This window comes from Actibacterium pelagium (assembly GCF_002285415.1).
Lineage (GTDB): Bacteria > Pseudomonadota > Alphaproteobacteria > Rhodobacterales > Rhodobacteraceae > Actibacterium_B > Actibacterium_B pelagium.
Genome location: NZ_NSBU01000003.1, coordinates 1 through 18222, shown reverse-complemented (window position 1 = coordinate 18222; position 18222 = coordinate 1). Strand labels below are relative to the sequence as shown.

At 56.2% G+C, this 18222-nt stretch carries 19 protein-coding genes and 1 tRNA gene; 2 read left to right on the top strand and 18 right to left on the bottom strand.

The window, feature by feature from the left end; translation table 11 throughout:
- Nucleotides 1–31: 31 nt before the first annotated feature.
- From rpoB to rplJ, 3 genes are all read right to left on the bottom strand, one after another.
- The gene (gene rpoB, locus CLM58_RS00255; RefSeq protein ID WP_095593920.1) at nt 32–4168 is read right to left on the bottom strand and encodes a DNA-directed RNA polymerase subunit beta; all 4137 of its coding nucleotides are present in this window, start codon (nt 4166–4168) and stop codon (nt 32–34) included.
- Between the two features lie 240 nt (nt 4169–4408).
- Nucleotides 4409–4786, bottom strand: a complete 378-nt coding sequence (gene rplL / locus CLM58_RS00250) for a 50S ribosomal protein L7/L12 (protein WP_095593919.1) — start codon at nt 4784–4786, stop codon at nt 4409–4411.
- Nucleotides 4787–4858: 72 nt separating this feature from the next.
- Complete coding sequence (gene rplJ / locus CLM58_RS00245; protein ID WP_095593918.1) at nt 4859–5377, bottom strand: 50S ribosomal protein L10; 519 nt, start codon at nt 5375–5377, stop codon at nt 4859–4861.
- A gap of 367 nt (nt 5378–5744) precedes the next feature.
- Here rplJ and CLM58_RS00240 point away from each other — a divergent pair, with 367 nt between their 5' ends.
- The gene (locus CLM58_RS00240; RefSeq protein WP_095593917.1) at nt 5745–6506 is read left to right on the top strand and encodes a hypothetical protein; all 762 of its coding nucleotides are present in this window, start codon (nt 5745–5747) and stop codon (nt 6504–6506) included.
- A gap of 7 nt (nt 6507–6513) precedes the next feature.
- Here CLM58_RS00240 and CLM58_RS00235 read toward each other — a convergent pair whose 3' ends face one another.
- The 5 genes from CLM58_RS00235 to CLM58_RS00215 all read right to left on the bottom strand — a co-directional run bounded on the left by CLM58_RS00235 (nt 6514) and on the right by CLM58_RS00215 (nt 9876).
- Entirely contained in the window at nt 6514–7230 is a 717-nt protein-coding gene (locus CLM58_RS00235; RefSeq protein WP_095593916.1) for a hypothetical protein, read from the bottom strand.
- A gap of 11 nt (nt 7231–7241) precedes the next feature.
- Complete coding sequence (locus CLM58_RS00230; RefSeq protein WP_095593915.1) at nt 7242–7958, bottom strand: class I SAM-dependent methyltransferase; 717 nt, start codon at nt 7956–7958, stop codon at nt 7242–7244.
- Between the two features lie 97 nt (nt 7959–8055).
- Complete coding sequence (rplA, locus tag CLM58_RS00225; RefSeq protein ID WP_095593914.1) at nt 8056–8754, bottom strand: 50S ribosomal protein L1; 699 nt, start codon at nt 8752–8754, stop codon at nt 8056–8058.
- Between the two features lie 2 nt (nt 8755–8756).
- Entirely contained in the window at nt 8757–9206 is a 450-nt protein-coding gene (gene rplK / locus CLM58_RS00220) for a 50S ribosomal protein L11 (protein WP_095593913.1), read from the bottom strand.
- Nucleotides 9207–9468: 262 nt separating this feature from the next.
- Complete coding sequence (locus CLM58_RS00215) at nt 9469–9876, bottom strand: hypothetical protein (protein WP_158221825.1); 408 nt, start codon at nt 9874–9876, stop codon at nt 9469–9471.
- A 115-nt stretch (nt 9877–9991) separates the two neighbouring features.
- Between CLM58_RS00215 and CLM58_RS00210 the strand changes: the two genes are divergently transcribed.
- A complete protein-coding gene (locus tag CLM58_RS00210; protein ID WP_095593911.1) occupies nt 9992–10675 on the top strand; it encodes a winged helix-turn-helix transcriptional regulator in 684 nt (227 codons plus the stop codon).
- 10 nt (nt 10676–10685) lie between these two features.
- Here CLM58_RS00210 and nusG read toward each other — a convergent pair whose 3' ends face one another.
- From nusG to tuf, 10 genes are all read right to left on the bottom strand, one after another.
- Complete coding sequence (nusG, locus tag CLM58_RS00205) at nt 10686–11219, bottom strand: transcription termination/antitermination protein NusG (RefSeq protein ID WP_095593926.1); 534 nt, start codon at nt 11217–11219, stop codon at nt 10686–10688.
- 169 nt (nt 11220–11388) lie between these two features.
- A complete protein-coding gene (gene secE, locus CLM58_RS00200) occupies nt 11389–11589 on the bottom strand; it encodes a preprotein translocase subunit SecE (RefSeq protein WP_095593910.1) in 201 nt (66 codons plus the stop codon).
- 97 nt (nt 11590–11686) lie between these two features.
- Nucleotides 11687–11762 (bottom strand) — tRNA-Trp (locus CLM58_RS00195).
- Nucleotides 11763–11877: 115 nt separating this feature from the next.
- Nucleotides 11878–12597 (bottom strand): hypothetical protein, encoded by a 720-nt coding sequence (locus tag CLM58_RS00190; RefSeq protein ID WP_158221824.1) that lies wholly within the window; start codon nt 12595–12597, stop codon nt 11878–11880.
- Nucleotides 12598–12604: 7 nt separating this feature from the next.
- The gene (locus tag CLM58_RS00185) at nt 12605–13558 is read right to left on the bottom strand and encodes a GSCFA domain-containing protein (protein WP_229666239.1); all 954 of its coding nucleotides are present in this window, start codon (nt 13556–13558) and stop codon (nt 12605–12607) included.
- 406 nt (nt 13559–13964) lie between these two features.
- Nucleotides 13965–15203, bottom strand: coding sequence for a CoA transferase (locus tag CLM58_RS00180; protein ID WP_229666238.1), 1239 nt, complete (start codon nt 15201–15203; stop codon nt 13965–13967).
- A complete protein-coding gene (locus tag CLM58_RS00175; protein WP_188720578.1) occupies nt 15200–16045 on the bottom strand; it encodes an FAS1-like dehydratase domain-containing protein in 846 nt (281 codons plus the stop codon). The genes CLM58_RS00180 and CLM58_RS00175 overlap by 4 nt, the downstream gene beginning before the upstream one ends.
- 136 nt (nt 16046–16181) lie before the next feature.
- Nucleotides 16182–16607 (bottom strand): CatB-related O-acetyltransferase, encoded by a 426-nt coding sequence (locus CLM58_RS17085; protein ID WP_269843622.1) that lies wholly within the window; start codon nt 16605–16607, stop codon nt 16182–16184.
- Complete coding sequence (locus CLM58_RS17080) at nt 16520–16888, bottom strand: LbetaH domain-containing protein (RefSeq protein ID WP_158221823.1); 369 nt, start codon at nt 16886–16888, stop codon at nt 16520–16522. The genes CLM58_RS17085 and CLM58_RS17080 overlap by 88 nt, the downstream gene beginning before the upstream one ends.
- A gap of 158 nt (nt 16889–17046) precedes the next feature.
- The gene (tuf, locus tag CLM58_RS00165; protein WP_095593906.1) at nt 17047–18222 is read right to left on the bottom strand and encodes an elongation factor Tu; all 1176 of its coding nucleotides are present in this window, start codon (nt 18220–18222) and stop codon (nt 17047–17049) included.

The window sequence follows — 18222 nt, the reverse complement described above, 5'->3', positions numbered from 1 at the left end:
AGAAGTGGGGGGTGTTTCAGGGCTGACGCCCTTACTCTTCACCCTCCACATCCAGGAGTTCCATGTTCAGGCCGAGGCCGCGGACTTCTTTGACAAGAACGTTGAACGATTCCGGCACACCGGCTTCGAAGTTGTCCTCGCCTTTGACGATGCTTTCATAGACTTTCGTCCGGCCAGCAACGTCATCCGACTTCACCGTCAGCATTTCCTGAAGGGTGTAGGCGGCGCCGTAAGCTTCCAGAGCCCAGACTTCCATCTCACCGAAGCGCTGACCACCGAACTGCGCCTTACCACCCAGCGGCTGCTGAGTAACAAGCGAGTACGGACCGGTTGAACGCGCGTGGATCTTGTCGTCGACTAGGTGGTGCAGTTTCAGCAGGTATTTGACACCCACTGTGACCTTGCGGCTGAACTGCTCACCTGTGCGGCCGTCGAACAGAACCGACTGACCCGAGGTATCGAAACCAGCGCGGGTTAGCGCATCGTTGACGTCAGCTTCCTTGGCACCGTCGAAGACCGGAGTCGCGATCGGAACACCGTTGGTCACGGTCGAGGCGCTCTCGATCAGAGCGTCTTCGTCCAGACCCGCCAGAGCCTCTTCGTAGACGTCTTCGCCGTAGGCGATGCGCAGCGCTTCCTGGACCGGGGTCAGGTCGCCCGAGCGTTTGTACTCGCCCAGAGCCTCGTCCACCTGGATACCCAGACCGCGTGCGGCCCAGCCCATGTGGGTTTCAAGAATCTGACCAACGTTCATACGCGACGGAACGCCCAGCGGGTTCAGACAGAAGTCAACCGGGGTACCATCGGCCAAGAAGGGCATGTCCTCCATCGGGACAACCTTCGAGATAACACCTTTGTTCCCGTGACGACCGGCCATCTTGTCGCCCGGCTGAAGCTTACGCTTCACGGCGATGAAGACTTTGACCATCTTCATCACGCCCGGGGGCAGGTCATCGCCGCGGCGGACCTTCTCGACCTTGTCCTCAAAGCGCGCTTCCAAAGCACGTTTCTGTGCTTCGTACTGCTCGTTCAGGGCTTCAACGATCTGGGCATCGGCTTCTTCTTCAAGCGCCAGCTGCCACCACTGACCGCGGGACAGGCCGTCCAGCAGTTCGTCGGTGATGGTCGAGCCCGGCTTTACGCCTTTCGGGCCTTTGACAGCCACTTTGCCTTCGATCATCGACTTCAGACGCGCATAGATGTTGCGGTCAAGGATCGCCATCTCGTCATCCCGGTCACGGGCCAGACGTTCGACTTCCTCACGCTCGATCTGGATCGCACGTTCGTCTTTTTCCACACCGTGACGGTTGAAGACACGGACCTCAACAACGGTACCGAAGTCACCCGGCTTCACACGCAGCGAGGTGTCGCGAACGTCCGATGCTTTTTCACCGAAGATGGCGCGCAGAAGCTTTTCTTCCGGCGTCATCGGGCTTTCGCCTTTCGGGGTGATCTTACCGACCAGAATGTCGCCCGGGCCTACCTCGGCGCCGATGTACACGATGCCAGCCTCGTCGAGGTTGCGCAGGGCTTCTTCACCGACGTTCGGGATGTCGCGAGTGATCTCTTCCGGACCCAGCTTGGTGTCACGAGCGGCGACTTCGAATTCCTCGATGTGGATCGAGGTGAAGACGTCGTCACGTGCCACACGTTCCGAAATCAGGATCGAGTCTTCGTAGTTGTAGCCGTTCCAAGGCATAAACGCGACGACCACGTTTTTACCCAGAGCCAGTTCGCCCATATCGGTCGACGGACCGTCAGCAATGACTTCGCCCTTGCCAACCTTGTCGCCCACTTTCACCAGCGGACGCTGGTTGATGCAGGTGTTCTGGTTCGAACGCTGGAACTTACGCAGACGATAGATATCAACGCCCGGATCGCCCGGCTCCAGATCCTCAGTCGCACGGATAACGATACGGGTTGCGTCAACCTGGTCGATGATCCCGCCACGCTTGGCCTGGATCGCCGCGCCAGAGTCGATCGCCACTTTGCGTTCGATACCGGTGCCAACAAACGGTGCGTCCGCTTGCAGAAGCGGAACGGCCTGACGTTGCATGTTCGAGCCCATCAGAGCGCGGTTCGCGTCGTCGTTTTCGAGGAACGGGATCAGCGAGGCAGCAACCGAGACCAGCTGCTTCGGCGAAACGTCGATCAGGTCAACGTTTTCGCGCGGTGCCATGGTGTATTCGCCCGACTGACGGGTGTTCACCAGATCGTTCTCGAACTTACCGTCGGCATCGAGGTGGGCGTTCGCCTGCGCCACGGTGTGACGCATTTCCTCGGTCGCGGACATGTAGTTCACCTCGTCGGTGACCTGACCGTCGACAACCTTGCGGTACGGTGTTTCGATGAAGCCGTATTTGTTCACGCGGGCATAGGTCGCCAGCGAGTTGATCAGACCAATGTTCGGACCTTCCGGCGTTTCAATCGGGCACATCCGACCATAGTGGGTCGGGTGTACGTCGCGCACCTCAAAGCCTGCACGTTCGCGGGTCAGACCACCCGGGCCAAGCGCCGACAGGCGGCGTTTGTGGGTGACTTCCGACAACGGGTTGGTCTGGTCCATGAACTGCGACAGCTGCGACGAGCCGAAGAATTCACGAACAGCAGCTGCAGCCGGTTTCGCGTTGATCAGGTCTTGCGGCATGACGGTGTCGATTTCGACCGACGACATACGCTCTTTGATCGCGCGCTCCATGCGCAGCAGGCCAACGCGGTACTGGTTTTCCATCAGTTCGCCAACGGAACGGACACGACGGTTGCCGAGGTGGTCGATGTCGTCCACGTCGCCTTTGCCATCGCGCAGCTCAACCAGCGCCTTGATGCACGAGATGATGTCTTCCTTGCGCAGGGTGCGGTGGGTGTCCGGCGCATCCAGAGCAAGACGCATGTTCATCTTCACGCGACCAACGGCCGACAGGTCGTAACGCTCGCTGTCGAAGAACAGGGTTTCAAACAGCGCGGTGGCGGCTTCAACGGTGGGCGGCTCGCCCGGGCGCATGACGCGGTAGATGTCCATGAGCGCGGTATCGCGGTTCATGTTCTTGTCTTGCGCCAGCGTGTTGCGGATGTACGGACCAACGTTGACGTTGTCGATGTCCAGAACCGGGATATCGGTGATGCCTGCATCCAGCAGTGCCTTCAGCGAACCACCGGTGACTTCACCGTCTTTGTCCAGGTCCCAAGTCAGCTCATCACCGGCTTCGACATAGATCGCGCCGGTTTCTTCGTTGATGATGTCCTTGGCAACATAGCGGCCAACGATCTGATCGAAAGGCACCAGCAGATCGGTGATCTTGCCGTCGTCCTTGATCTTCTTGACCGCGCGCGGAGTGACTTTCTTACCGGCTTCGGCAATGACTTCGCCGGTGCCTGCGTCAACCAGATCGAAGGCCGGGCGGGTACCACGGACACGATCAGGGAAGAACTTGGTGACCCAACCTTTGTTCTTATCCAGTTTATAGTCGACGGTATCGTAATAGGCGTCACAGATACCTTCCTGGTCCAGACCCAAAGCATACAGCAGGGTGGTCACAGGCAGTTTGCGGCGGCGGTCGATACGGGCAAAGACGATGTCTTTTGCGTCGAATTCGAAGTCCAGCCAGGAACCGCGGTACGGAATAATGCGGCAAGCAAACAGCAGTTTGCCCGACGAATGGGTTTTACCCTTGTCGTGGTCGAAGAACACACCAGGCGAACGGTGCATCTGCGAAACGATCACACGCTCGGTGCCGTTTACGACAAAAGTGCCGTTCGGGGTCATCAGAGGCATATCGCCCATGAAGACGTCTTGTTCCTTGATGTCTTTAACCGACTTCGCGCCAGTATCTTCATCGACATCAAACACGATCAGTCGCAGGGTCACTTTCAGCGGAGCGCTGTAAGTCATGTCACGCTGCTGACATTCCTCGACATCGTATTTCGGTTTTTCCAGCTCGTACCGGACAAACTCCAGCACTGCGGTTTCGTTGAAGTCCTTGATCGGAAAAACCGACTGGAAAACACCTTTGATACCTTCACCGTCCATCGGTTCCAGCTGATCGCCGGACTTCAGGAAAAGATCGTAGGAAGATTTCTGAACCTCAATCAGGTTCGGCATTTCCAGAACTTCGCGAATTTTACCGTAAAACTTACGGATTCGTTTCTGGCCTGCGTAGGTCTGCGCCATTTGCGTCTATACCTTTCGTCTGTCGCCTTGCATGAACCGCCGGGCCTCGGTCATGCGCCGCCAACAAATAAGGGGGTCAGGTCCTATTCCTGCAGTCCGTCCCACCGGCTGCTCCCGAACCTTAAACCGCGCCTTAGAAAGAGCTTCGGACTAAGAAGCCCTTTCTAAGACAGGTTCGGCTGGACCCGGTTTTCACCGGGCCCAGCCTCATTTTTGTGCGCAGCCGAAGCTGCAGCGGCCTTAGGCCAGCTCGACCTCGGCGCCAGCTGCTTCCAGCTTGCCTTTGATGTCTTCGGCTTCTGCCTTGTCGACACCTTCTTTGATCTTGCCGCCTTCTTCGACCAGCGACTTGGCTTCTTTCAGGCCAAGACCGGTGATGCCGCGTACTTCTTTGATGACGGCGATTTTGTTGCCGCCTGCCGACTTCAGAACAACGTCGAACTCGGTTTTTTCTTCAGCTGCTGCACCGCCGGCGTCGCCAGCAGCACCTGCAACCATTACGGCGCCGCCAGCGGCGGGCTCGATGCCGTATTCGTCTTTCAGGATGGTTTTCAGTTCCTGAGCTTCGAGCAGGGTCAGACCCACGATCTCTTCAGCAAGTTTTTTCAGATCAGCCATTTTCGTGCTTTCCGTTTCTATCAGATGTGTTCCAACGTGAGGAAGTTCAACCCCACGCAGGTCTCAAGTTGCTTAAGCGGCTTCCGCTTTCTCTTCGATGGTCGAAAGGATGCTCGCGATGTTCGAAGCAGGCGCGCCAATCGCACCGGCGATGTTGGAAGCAGGTGCGCCAATGCAGCCCACGATCGAAGCAATAAGCTCCTCGCGCGACGGCATTTTCGACACTGCAGTAACACCGGCCGGGTCAAGGGCCGTCTCACCCATCGAACCGCCAAGGATAACGAGCTTTTCGTTTTCTTTGGCGTAGTCGACGACAACCTTAGCGGCTGCCACCGGATCTTCCGAATAGGAGAGTACAGTCATACCCGTCAGGTATTCAGCGATGCTTTCGCAGGGCTTACCTTCAAGGGCGATTTTGGCGAGCTTGTTTTTGGCAACGCGAACAGACCCGCCAGCTTCGCGCATACGCGAACGCAGGTCTTGCATCTCAGCAACTGTAAGGCCTGCGTAGTGCGAAACCACGACCACGCCAGAGCTTTCGAAGATCTGGCCGAGTTCGTCGACCAATTTCTCTTTCTGGGCTCTATCCACAGTTTTACTCCAAATTTGAGGGACAACTGCCCCCCGGCTCTTGTTTGCGCAGGGCAAGCCCCACGCGTTCAGGTCCGTTTTACGGGGCTGAGCCAATACCGCCCGAGGTCCACCCTCGGTCAATCTGGTCTTTCCCGTCTCAGGCAGGGAATTAAGGAACGAATGCTCCACCCACCGTCTTGGACGAAAAGCAATGGAGCGCATGACGAATCATACGCTCCAGTGCAGGGCTGATGGATAGTAGTTTGTTAGGGAGTTGCCAAGACGTTTTTTACCGCGAAAGCTTTGTCATGCGATGGCTCTGGATTAGATCAGCTTGGAAAGTTAAACAACGTGGAGAGAATCTAGCAATTGGAAGTCAGGGCCAATGGTCAGTGAAACCAAGCTTCGGCAGAAAACGCCGGTTTTCATTAATTCGTTCAACCAACCGACCTATGTTCAAAATTCGGTCAATTGGCTTAGCGAAAATGGGTTTGAAAATGTCACCGTAATGGACAACGATTCTACTTCTCCGGAATTGTTGGAGTACTTTCGTTCTGAAGCATTCAGTTCCAAAGCAAGGCTGTGGGCTTTGGGAAAGAATATCGGACCCCGATATGCCATTCTGGAGATCATCCAAGAACATGGCGATGAGGCCCCGTTTATCTTTTCAGATCCGGACATCGCCCTACCTAGGCCGCCCGCCAACAATTTCCTGACCCGGCTTTTTGAACTTGCCGAAAAACACAATGTCATCAAAGTCGGTCTAGCGCTCGACATCTCAAGACCTGAACTATTCCGCGGGCTTGAGATCGTACGCCCGAATGGACGCCGCGTTCGGGCTGAACAGTGGGAACGCCGGTATTGGAAGCATGCCATCGAGAAAAACGTCTTTTCTGCGTCGGTTGACACAACGTTTTTTCTGTATGTCCCCGGACGCGACGTGACCCAATGCAGGCTGCGGCATTTTGGATATCGACAGCCCAAGGCCCCATCAATACGCGTCGCCGGGGAAGGTTTTGTTGCGCAACATCGTCCTTGGTATATCGACGATGGAATGACTGACGCCGAACGACAATTCTACGTCGATAGCTCTAAATCCGTTGCGAGTTGGTCAAGGAATAGTGGTGCAAAGCGCGAGGCGACTTAAGTCAAAACTATTCCGCTGCTTTGCCCTTCAACTCATCACGGAACTTGATCCGGTCTTTACGCCCGAAAACCGGCCACCGAGCGATATCGGAAATTCCAAATGGAAGCACCCGCCTCGGGTAGCCCGTCCTCCAAAGAGCAAACGGCAGAGTTATCTGATCACGCTTGGCGTAGCGCAGAAACATCTCCCACCAGAACTCATTCATCCCATCCGTTTCGGCATCGCCCATCTTTTGGATCATGATGGTGTTGACGAAAACACCCCATCTTTCAGGAAAGCCCTGCGCCTCGAACACTTTGTAAAGCTCCGAAAACTGCGCTTCTGTGATCAGGTCTCGGCGCTTGCAACGCATCATTTCCCGGTAGGCGCATTTCTTGTTGTGCAGAAACAGGTATCTTCCTGCCGGAGCTTCTCCGCCATACTCTGTGTTGATCCGATCCACAATGTCTTGCGGGGCAACGGTCAGACTAGCCCGATTATCCACGTAGATAGCCCAGTCTGCCCCCTTGATGTGGTGATGCGGACAAAGCTTTGGGCGACGCGAAAGATACGCAGGCCCAAGTCCAAAATCTTGCACAACTTCAGTTCGGGCACCGTCCACTTGGTGGACGGGGTCATCGGTGAATAGGATCTTTTCATAGCCCGACCAATCGCCCATGGCGTTCGGGTTAAGCGGTTCGTGGGCGCCAAAGTAGCATGAATAGACAGTGATACGTTCTGACATAGGGGAGACGACTACGCAGCGTTGGCCTGAAAGACGACAGTCGTAATCCTGTGTTTTCCGTTGCGACCGAACCGCCCGCCATCCAACACATCGACGACCTTGCCGGATGTTCCGCAAATCTCTTCAAGATAACTTACCAAACGGTCTTGGGTCATCCCAAGCGGATCCAAACCATCCACCTTAGAAGGATCATAGTTCATCCCGTGATCCAGCAACATGACGCCACCTGGTTTTAATGTGTCAACCCAGCTGGTGAACGCCTTCTTCGGATCAAACGCATGATCCCAAGAATTCGAATATACGAAGTCAAACGCGCCTTTCCATTCGTCCTTAGTGTCGTGAAAGTCCCATTGAATTGTATGTTCGAAATCTTCAGCTGTATCCGAGATCTCGGTGCCAAATACGTTCTCAGAGGACAGGCACGCCCGAAACCAAGCCTGTTCTTTTCCAGAACGTGTCCCGTGACAGACACCTGAAAGGCTTTCATTCCACACCTTACCTTGAAGATAGGAAGACAGGATCTGAATGTGCTCTTCGGGAACCCATTGGCGGGCAAGCTTTGCCTTGTTTCCGACGGTCTGAACACGACGGTACAAATCGTAGTCGAACCGTCCGTCTTTTTCATAGACGACTTGGCGCACACCGTCCTTTTCAATTGTTGGAAGCTTTGACAACTCGCCAGCTACCAATTCTCGAAGCTGGCGCTTGTACTTGCGTCGATTTTCCATCGCACGTCGGTCCCGTTCTTAAAAGTCGTTCACCACTATGCACTAACGAAAAAGGGGCGCAATCTCTTGCGCCCCTTTGGAATGGATATTGTACCGATTAGTTGCCGGTCGCGTTATCAACCGAGATGGTGACGCCCGGGCCCATGGTCGAACTCAGCGATACCTTCTTCATGTAGGCACCCTTTGCGCCCGAGGGCTTGGCTTTTTGAACGGCTTCAACGAAAGCACGAACGTTCTCAACCAGCTTGGCTTCGTCGAAGGACGCTTTGCCAACACCTGCGTGGACAACACCGGCTTTCTCGGCTTTGAACTGAACTTCGCCGCCTTTGGCCGCTTCAACAGCTGCTTTGACGTCCATGGTCACGGTGCCAACCTTGGGGTTCGGCATCAGGTTGCGCGGGCCCAGGATTTTACCCAGACGACCAACGATCGGCATCATGTCCGGAGTCGCGATGCAGCGATCGAACTCGATGGTGCCGCCCTGAATGGTTTCCATCAGGTCTTCTGCGCCGATGACGTCTGCGCCAGCTTCTTTCGCTTCGTCAGCTTTCGGGCCACGTGCGAATACAGCAACGCGAACCGATTTACCGGTGCCGTTGGGCAGCGAGACAACGCCGCGGACCATCTGGTCTGCGTGGCGCGGGTCAACGCCCAAGTTCAGCGCGATTTCAACGGTCTCGTCGAACTTGGCATTTGCGTTGGATTTGACCAGTGCAACAGCTTCTTCAACGGTGACATTCGATTTGCCGGCGAAAGCCTCACGGGCAGCGGCAGTACGTTTTGCTACTTTTGCCATGATTATTTCACCTCGATGCCCATGGATTTGGCCGAACCGACGATGATCTGCATTGCCGCGTCTACGTCGTTGGCGTTCAGATCTTTCATCTTGGCTTCAGCGATTTCACGCACCTGCGCGACGGTCACGGTCGCCACGGTCTCACGACCGGGGTTCTCGGCACCACGTGGGCGGTTACGCTTGCCAACAGGCTTCAGGCCAGCGGCCTTCTTCAGGTAGTAAGACGCGGGCGGCGTCTTGATGTCCATGGTGAAGGACTTGTCCTGGTAATAGGTGATCACGGTCGGGCACGGCGCGCCGGGCTCCATATCCTGAGTCTTCGCGTTGAACGCTTTACAGAATTCCATGATGTTGATGCCGCGCTGACCCAGTGCCGGACCAACCGGCGGGGACGGGTTTGCTTGACCGGCAGGCACCTGCAGTTTCATGGTGCCAGCAAGTTTCTTGGCCATGAGGCCTCTCCTTTTATCACCGCACTACCGACGCGTCGGCAGCACTTTGGTTTAGTGGTTCGGTCGGGGTCTCGCGTGACCCGTTCCTCCCACGAGAATCATCAGGCGCGGCATAGGCCGTCCTGAATAGAGCGGGCTGATACAAGCTTCGCATTGCCTTGGCAAGGGCCTTGGCACCTTATTTCCTTGGTCTTCCGAAAACCGCGGCAGACCCGGCATGAACAGCCGGGCCTGAAATGGCGGTGCGCCGTTAACTTGCGATTTACCAAGCGTAGTGCGGCGCACGTTCCCCCCGGAAATAACGGCGAACATCGGTGGCGTCGATGATCATCGAGCCGATATTCGTTGCCAGCAAAACCGCCAACCAAGTGGCAAGCTCTGGCTGCGCCGCAATCGCCTCAAGTCGTGTGCCCATCCAAACAAACATGGGCACCCACATAATGTGCGTGATGCCCAGCAACCGGGTGAACCCGATCCGATTGTAGATGACCCCCTGCCCTACTACGGCGATCAGGGTCGTCGCCAAAACCACCTGCGCTTCGACATGCTGGATGAAATAGAGGCATCCCATATTCACCCCCACCAGCCAGACATTCCAAATCCGCGCCAAATAACGGAACCGCAAAAAGACGATCCCGAAGATTTCCAAAACATTTCTGATCTGCGTCATCATCACAATTACTCCTGCCAATGCTTGATACAAAGCGGGATAAAGGCAGGTCTCTTTGCGGAATACTGCGCGGGGTGTAGGATTGAACTACGCAAAACGTAGTTAGGCTTTCTTGATGACCCAATACGGCCAATTCTGCCCCGTCGCGAAATCTGCCGAAATCCTCGGCAACAGCTGGACCTTGCTGATCGTTCGAGAGCTTCTGCTTGGCAGCACCCGGTTTTCAACTCTTCAAAAAGGGATGCCGAAGATCTCTCCGACAGTCCTGAACACGCGCCTGAAAGAACTGGAGGGAAACGGCATTCTCGTGAGGCGCCCCATTTCGGGTCAACGCGGGTATGAATACCGGCTGACCCCTGCAGGCAAACAGTTGGGCCCGGTCATCGAGGCGCTTGTCGTCTGGGGCATGCGGTGGGCACGAGAAGAGTTGCGAGACGAAGACATGGACGTCGCCTTCCTGATGTTCGATGTCGAGCGTAATATCGTGACGGACGAATTGCCTGACGGAGAAACGGTTCTCAGCTTCCAGTTTCCGGACCGTTCCGACTTTGCCAAGTGGTGGATCGTCTGTGATGGCCCGAAACGGGACCTTTGCTACCAAGACCCCGGAAAAGACGTGGCCGCCTATATCACGGCAAACTCCGAAGACATGATCGGTGTCTGGATGGGAGACCTGCCGATGTCAGACGCCCTGTCTGACGGGCGTCTTTCCGTGATCGGAGAGTCCATGATCTGCAAAAGGTTCCGGAAGTGGTTCCCACTGTCGCAAGGCGCAGCGGTTCCAAGACCGGAACGGTGAAGCGGCCTGTTTAGGCCTGCTTCGAAACTTGGGTAAATTCCAGCTCGACCGGGGTCGCACGACCAAAGATCGACACAGTCACTTTCAGGCGCTGGTTCTCGTCGTCGACCTCTTCGACCATGCCGTCGAAACCCTCGAACGGGCCGTCGGAGACCGAAACCTGCTCGCCCACTTCGTAGGTGATCAGCGAACGCGGCGCTTCGACGCCTTCCTCGACACGGTTGAGGATCTGGTTCACCTCGGCATCGCGCATCGGCATCGGGCGGCCTTGCGGACCAAGGAAGCCGGTGACGCGGTTGATCGAGGTCACAAGGTGATACCCTTCGTCAGTCATCTCCATGCGAACCAGCACATAGCCGGGCATGAAACGACGCTCGGTGGTGACTTTCTTACCACGGCGCACTTCGATAACTTCCTCGGTCGGGACCAGAACCTCTTCGATTTGGTCCTGCATACCTTTTTCCTCGACCGCGGCCTTGATCGCTTCGGCAATCTTCTTCTCGAAGTTCGAGAGTACGCTGACCGAATACCACCGCTTTGCCATGTCGCCGTCTACCTTGTCTTCGCCCATATCGGGCCGGTTAGAATATCGTCAGGGCCTAAGCCCGGTTCCTGAACAAAAAACAGCGCGCAACTCGAATCGCTGCACGCCCGTTTCAAGAGTAGCGCCCGAACTACAGCCGTTACCCGGCCATTTCAAGGGCGCAAGATGTTTAGCCGCTTACGAAAGCCAGCAACGCTTGCAGGCCCGCGCGAATCCCCAGATCAACCAGAGAGAAGAAAACAGCCGTAATCGCGGCGAGAATGAACACCATAACGGTGGTCAGCAAAACCTCGCGACGGGTCGGCCAAACAACCTTCGCAACTTCGGTGCGCACCTGTTGGATAAACTGAAGAGGGTTCGTCGTGGCCATGTGTCATCTCGATCTATCAGGGTCTTGGCGCGAGATACGCGCTTCGCCGGGCAAATTCAACCCACAAGGGGCAAGATGTCATTGTCCGGAGAAGGCTTGGCAGGGGCACCAGGGTTCGAACCCGGGACCTACGGTTTTGGAGACCGTCGCTCTACCAGCTGAGCTATACCCCTTCAAGCCGTGGGATCAGATACGAAAGCCCACGCCGGTTTGCAAGCCGGAAAGTGACCGATTTTCAGACCTGCATCTTTTTAGACGAACAACATGCGCCGCAACTGAATCGCTAACTTAGGCCATACGCATCAGTTCATTCAAAGCGCTGCGAGCAATCAAGTTAGCAAATGCCTCGTTCTTGTGACCGCCATCCTTCTTTTCGAACGCACCTTCGATGGCAAAGTCAGGATCTGTAAATAACATCGATGAAAGCGTCTCCTTGGGTTGTGTCACGAACCCGACGCCCTGGCGAGCTGCCAAAACCAGCATAGCTGAAACCACTTCGTCGTAGTCTTCCCAAGTCGCCCCTTGGTAATTTGGATACCCCGTTGCGTCTGCGGAGTTAAACCCTTCAATCAAAAATGCTTCTGGAACAACAACCACTTTGGCACCAGCTTTAGCAAAATCACGCCCGAAGCGGAAATTTCTAGAATGGGCGAACCAACTTGAAATCATCTCCGCCTCAACCGCGTGTGACAGAAAGAGATCATCAGTTGCCCGGTAATGCATAAGTGGAAACATGATGTTGGAAAACCGCAGACGTCCACCAAGGAAAACAAATGCATCAAAATCGCCTGGCCGAAGTTGAGATCGTCCTCCAGAGATTGTTTTCACGTTATCGATAGCGCTTTCTTCGGGGATAATGTGCCCGTCGACCATCCGTAGTTGTCGAAACTTAGGACCTTGCGCTCCGAAAAAGTGAATCGACTCCTCTCGATCAGACAGCATCCCAGCATCAACCGCCCTTATTAGAGACATAATCTGGCTATCACCAACGAAGCAAACTCGTTTCACCAATGCGTTAACCCTTTCCAAATGTCGCTAGAAATTCTTCTTCGCATAAAACGTCGGAAGTTTTGTCGTCTTCGGGCGAGGTTGATGGCAGTTTGGGTAACTTGTGAGTTCCAAATGTCTTTGCTTGAGCGTGGAAAAACTGTGACATCACGAAATCTACGCCCGCCTGTGAAACAGTTCGTAGGTTCGGGTTGAAGAAAGCACCGCGAAAAGCGGGGCTGGTGATAATTTCGTAGGACGGGAAGTAATCGACCACGCGGCTTTGAGCCTGAATTTGCCCGGCAACTGCTCGTAGAATAGATTTTGAAAAGGTGGTCGCGGTCATAACGTGCTCGCCGGAGGCCGTCGCCGTCAATGGAACGGGCGAGACTGTCAGCAGGATGCGTTTTCCACGCCCTTTCTCTGCCCGGCGGACAAGGCGAATACATTCACGCATATCGGCGATGATCTCTTCATAGCCCGCGTTGTGGAACCGGTGTTGGGTCTCATCGAACTCGCCTGCAAGCGTACCGGGACACATGGCGTATTCCACGCCGGTGCGAGCATTACGCCAGCTTTCTGTCAGCCCCATGGTGAACACCACAAGGTTGGACTTGTTCATCGCATTCCGGATAGAGGCAAGGGTCGCGCGGCGAGCCTCAATCACTTCTTGTTCACTAGCAAAGCCGTTAGGCTCTATCGCAGGGCGCAACGGGTCGTAAAAACGTCCTCCGTTTTCCCAGACTTCCGTAATATCTTCACGTTTTTCGAAGGCCAACTCTAGCCACTGCCGCCACGTTCTTGCGGTGTAGATATTTCCTGTTCGTGCGCTGAAAACCCCATAACCGAAAGTTTTGCCGTTCTGAAGGTAAGGAGGCGCCGGTTCCGCATTAATCCAGTTGTAACCGCGAGCGACCAAAGCTTTGCTAAAGTGCTGTGCGAAACAAGAACCTGCCGTCGCAATCCGGCTAGCCTCATTCACTTTGAATTTGGGGGCCCAAAGGTCTTCGATATGGTGATAGTTTCGCGCTGCGACGGCTGTCTTCCAGAAGGCTTTGTCTGGCTGGCTTTCGTAAGGGTTCATCGACTATCAAACCGTACAAATTCTGTTTCGCTACATGTATAGGCAAGTCCTGGGAAAATCGGAAGTGATCTGAAAGTGCGCAGTATGCGTGACATAGCGACCGGAACCCATTGGAACCTGAGCTATGCTTCAATCTAAGCGGACTTGCAGCAGGAGCCTTAGATCAATCTCACCGCAGGAAAAAGGAAGAGATCGTCCAAATGGCCTAAAGGTCACGCTTCCAACCAAGCTACCGAACAAAACGCACAGGGGAGACCAAGCAGTCCCCCCAGCACGGTCTAAATTCGCGCCAGGACCGTTTAGCTTATGCGGCAGAGCGGGAATTGGCGAAGCTGGGGTCTTGTACGACGCCTAGATCAAACAGTCCGGCGATCTCTGTCCCGTCCAGCCCAGCAACCTCGGCCAGAATCTCTTCGGTGTGTTCGCCAAGGATCGGGGCGCGCACGGGCAGCGCGCGTTCCGAGGCTGAGAACTGCGTCGGAAGGCCCGGAACGGGGAAAGTTCCCAGCCCTGGTTGGCTAAGCATTTTGAACATCGGATTGTCTTCGCTTAAGTCGGGGTCCTCTGCAACTGCCTCTTTGATCGTGCGGAAGACCGACCACGTCAGACCGGCGCTGTCGAAGGTTTCGGCAAAATCGGCCACGTGGCGGGCCGTGAACCAAGGCTCTAGCAGCGAAGTGATTTGATGGCGCAGCTGCCAACGTACGCCTTCGTCGCGCAAGGACTGTCCGGTTTGTGCCTCTAGCGCGGTTACCGCCTCTTGCAGGTCGGTCGCTTGAACCAAGCCGCGCCACTGGCGGTCCGTCAGGCCAATGACCATTACCCGCTGCCCGTCGGCGCAAAGGAAATCCTGACCATAGGCCCCATAGAGCGCATTGCCTGACTTCTGGCGCGGCGCATCGTTGACCACCGCGTCCCCGATCATTCCCAAATGACCCAACGTTGCCGCCGCCACGTCTTTCAGCGACAACTCTACATCCTGACCGACGCCGTGGCGCAGACGGTGACGTTCTGCCGCCAATAGCGATGAGACACACAGGTTGCCCGCAATCAGATCCCATGCTGGCAGCGCATTGGCGACAGGGTCTTCGTGCCCTTCCGGCCCCGTGATATCGGGAATGCCAAGCGCCGGGTTCACAGTGTAATCCACTTGCGGTCGACCATGCCGGTCACCCGTCAGGGTGACCATCACCAGATCCGGGCGGTCCTGCACCAAGGTTTCATAGTCCATCCAACCGCGCACGCGCAGGTTGGTCAGAAACAGCCCCGCATCGTCACCCGGCGCAGTGATGATCCGAGAGATCAGCTCGCGCCCCTCGGGCGATTTCATATCCACGGCGATGGACTTCTTGCCCTTATTCATCCCGGCCCAGAACAGGCTTTTGCCAGACGGCGCCAGCGGCCAGCGCCCGGAATCCAGCCCGCCCCCAATGCGGTCAAATCTGATCACCTCTGCCCCCATTTGGGCCAGTGTCATCCCGGCCAGCGGCACCGCCACAAAGGCAGACCCCTCAACCACGCGCATTCCTTTCAGCATGCTCATACGGTTTCCTCCCATATCGCGGTGGCCTGCATGCCTTGGTGGCCATCCTGCCCGGCGACGAGGGCAAGCGCGCAGTCTTCCTCTGTTGCCATGATCTCCAACGATTTGCCCACGAACATCGGGTGCACACCACGGAAGTGGAAATCATCAGGCACCCTGCCCTTGTGCTTTACGGCCGCCTGCATCAGCAGCGTTGCCTGCAACGGCCCCTGCACCACCAGATCGGGGTAGTGCTCGACCTCGCGGGCGAAAGCCAGATCATAGTGGATACGATGCGCGTTAAACGTCAGCGCTGAATAGCGAAACAGCATGGGTTCCGTCATGGCATGCGACCGATGCAGGGAGGGACGTTCCGGCATCGGTCGCTTCTTCGGCGGAGCATAGCTGTCGGGGATCGGCAGATAGACGATGTCTTGCCGTTCTTCGATTGCACGGAACGTCTCGCCGAAAATCATGTGCTCGACAGTCACGAAAACCATTGGACCAGCTGCGCTTTCCTTCTCGGTGACTGACTTGATGGTCGAACGACGCTGCAGCCGTTCCCCAACCTTCAGCGGCGCATGGAAGCGCAGCATGCCGCCCGCCCACATGCGCCGCTCCAGACGCAACGGAGGCAGGAAAGCGCCCGTCACCGGGTGGCCATCACGGCCCAACTCGGCCATGGGCGCCATCGGCGGGAACGCCGCCCAGTGCCACAAAGGCGGCAACGGATCGCCCGCGCGTGGGGGAGTGGTATTAGGGTCCCCAAGCGTGGCATGCATCAGCGCCGCTGTCTGAGCAGAGATGCCGCCCGCGTCGCTTTGCGTGCGCCCTTCCCAAGCAATCAGGTTCAGTTGATCCATTGTCGCCTCCCGTTTGTCTGGCATTCAGATGCAGAGGGAAGTCGCAAAAAATCAAATGAAATTAATGCCTTAGCTGGATACCGCGGTATACAGACGCCGCACACCACCGCATACCCAACGGGCTGGCTATCTGACTTTATTGGCTTTTTTGATCGTCAGGATGCAGCTGCGGCGCAAACTCTGCGCATGCAGCGTGCGACAACTCGCGCAGGGCACCGACATCGGCAGAGGCGAGAACAGGCAGCATTTCACGAATCTCGTCAGGGTTACGTTCCCACCACGACAGTTGCTGAAGCAGATCGACTACCGCGTCCGGGAAACGCTGTCGTACGACCCGGGCCGGATTGCCGGCGACAACGCTAAACGGCGGCACATCACGACTGACCACGGACCGCGCACCAATAATGGCGCCGTTCCCGACCGTGACCCCGGGCAGAACCACCGCCTCGTGGCCGATCCAGACATCATGACCAATCAGCGTATCCTGCCCGTCGAAAACTCTTCGGCGTAAAGCGGCATAGATTCGCGATTGAATACGGCGAAGGGATAAGCTGTGAACCACGACTTTGGATGGTCTGCTGATGAGGTAATGAACCGCGTTCCGTGGGCGAACTGACCAAAGCGCCCGATCGTGAGTTTCTCAGGCGCCCCCGGAAAAAGATAAGGCGCTATCCGCGCTGCGTAATCCGCGACGGGTTCAAAGTCATTGTAATATGTGAAGTCCCCCACCTCGATATTCGGGTGGTCGATGACAGACTTTAACCAGACAGTATTGGGATAGGTCTGCCCGTCGGGCAGAAAGATCGGGTGACGCAGAGACGCGTCAAGAAATAGCGATGACATTCCGCACTCCTTTTGGAAAAAAGGGAAAACTTTCAGTTTAGTGCAGGTGAGTGGTCATCGCGCCCTCCATCGGTTGCCGGATTATCATACGTGGCAAGCTACAAAAGAAAAGGGCCGCCCAAATGGACGGCCCTTCGTAAATCAGGTTTTGACCTGAATTACTCGATGATTTTCGAGACGACGCCCGAACCGACGGTGCGGCCACCTTCGCGGATCGCGAAGCGCAGACCTTCTTCCATCGCGATCGGCGCGATCAGCTCGGCGGTGAACTTCAGGTTGTCGCCGGGCATGACCATCTCGGTGCCGGCAGGCAGTTCAACGGTGCCGGTGACGTCGGTGGTACGGAAGTAGAACTGCGGACGGTAGTTCGCGAAGAACGGAGTGTGACGGCCGCCTTCTTCCTTGGTCAGGATGTAAACCTCACACTCGAACTTGGTGTGCGGGTTAACCGAACCCGGCTTACACAGAACCTGGCCACGCTCAACGCCTTCACGGTCCACACCACGCAGCAGCGCGCCGATGTTGTCGCCTGCTTCACCACGGTCCAGCAGCTTGCGGAACATTTCAACACCGGTACAGGTGGTTTTCGAGGTGTCGCGGATACCAACGATTTCGATCTCGTCGCCAACGTTGATCACGCCACGCTCAACACGGCCGGTTACAACGGTACCACGACCAGAGATCGAGAACACGTCTTCGATCGGCATCAGGAACGGCTCGTCGATCGCGCGCGGCGGCTCGGGGATGTAGCTGTCAACAGCTTCCATCAGTTCCTTGATCTTGTTTTCGCCGATCTCAGGGTCACGGCCTTCCATTGCGGCCAGAGCCGAACCTGCGATGATCGGAATATCGTCGCCCGGGAAGTCGTACTCGGACAGAAGCTCACGAACTTCCATCTCAACCAGTTCCAGCAGCTCTTCGTCGTCAACCTGGTCAACTTTGTTCAGGAAGACTACCAGAGCAGGAACGCCAACCTGGCGCGCCAGCAGGATGTGCTCACGAGTCTGCGGCATGGGGCCGTCAGCTGCGTTCACAACCAGGATGCCGCCGTCCATCTGCGCCGCACCGGTGATCATGTTCTTAACATAGTCAGCGTGGCCGGGGCAGTCGACGTGCGCGTAGTGGCGGTTCTCGGTCTCGTACTCAACGTGTGCGGTCGAGATGGTGATGCCGCGGGCTTTTTCTTCGGGCGCGCCGTCGATCTGGTCGTAGGCTTTGAAGTCACCAAAATACTTGGTGATCGCTGCGGTCAGGGTGGTCTTACCGTGGTCAACGTGGCCAATGGTGCCAATGTTCACGTGCGGTTTATTACGCTCAAACTTTTCCTTAGCCAT